This is a genomic window from Endozoicomonas sp. SESOKO3, from assembly GCF_024606255.1.
This window is the reverse complement of the sequence record NZ_JAHHPR010000162.1, coordinates 1-1,008: the sequence shown is the minus strand read 5'-3', so window position 1 is coordinate 1,008 and position 1,008 is coordinate 1. Positions and strand designations below refer to the sequence as shown.

1 protein-coding gene is annotated in these 1,008 nt (G+C 45.7%); it reads right to left on the bottom strand.

Annotated features, from left to right (window positions below):
• Positions 1-81 precede the first annotated feature (81 nt).
• On the bottom strand, positions 82-1,008 hold a 927-nt coding region (locus KDK18_RS02710; protein ID WP_257253018.1), incomplete at its 5' end, for a SpoVR family protein.

Below are 1,008 nucleotides of genomic sequence, written 5' to 3'. Positions count from 1 at the left end.
GGGTACAGGCAGGATTAGATTACTTTTTAATTCTTATTCGTTATAAATATTAAAAAGAATCTTGTTTGTCTCTCATATCTTTTAGCGAGACTTTTCGGAATCTTTCTTATCTGGACATTGATAGCTTTTGCTGACCTTGTTATCAATGTTAACCGACTCCAGTTTGACATCAAATTGCCAGAGACGATGTACATGCCTGAGTAATTCTTCAGTGCTATTGTCCAACGGGCGTCCCTGATGCTGGTAATGTCTCAGGGTCAGGGTACGGTCGCCACGAACGTCGACGTCAAATACCTGGATATTGGGTTCTCGGTTCCCAAGGTTGTATTGGGCAGCCAGTGACTCTCTTACTTCTTTATATCCGGTGCTGTTATGAATCGCATCGACTTCCAGATAGGATTTGCTGTCGTCATCGAGAATCGAGAAAAGTCTGAGGTCTCTCATGACCTTGGGAGACAGGAATTGTAAAATAAAGCTTTCATCCTTGAAGTTCTGCATCGCAAAGTGCACGGTTTCCAGCCAGTCACTGCCGGCAATGTCCGGGAACCAGTGCTTGTCTTCATCGGTAGGATTTTCACAGATTCTGCGAATATCCTGGAACATACTAAAGCCCAGTGTGTAGGGGTTAATGCCGCTGTAGTGCGGGCTGTCAAAAGGAGGCTGGTACACGACGCTGGAGTGAGAGTGCAGGAACTCCAGCATAAAGCCATCGGTGACTTTTCCTTCCTCATAAAGCTCATGGAGAAGATGGTAGTGCCAGAAGCAGGCCCAGCCTTCGTTCATGACCTGGGTTTGGCGTTGAGGGTAATAGTATTGGGACACTTTCCTGACGATTCGCAGCAGTTCACGCTGCAAGGTTTCCAGCAGTGGTGCATTTTTTTCCAGAAAGTAGAGAATGTTTTCTTCCGGGTCTTTGGGAAAGCGTTGAACTTTTTTCTCTTCTTTCTCTTCAGCTTTTGGAATGGTGCTCCAGATGTCGTTCAGGGTTCTCTGAATGTATTCTGCTCT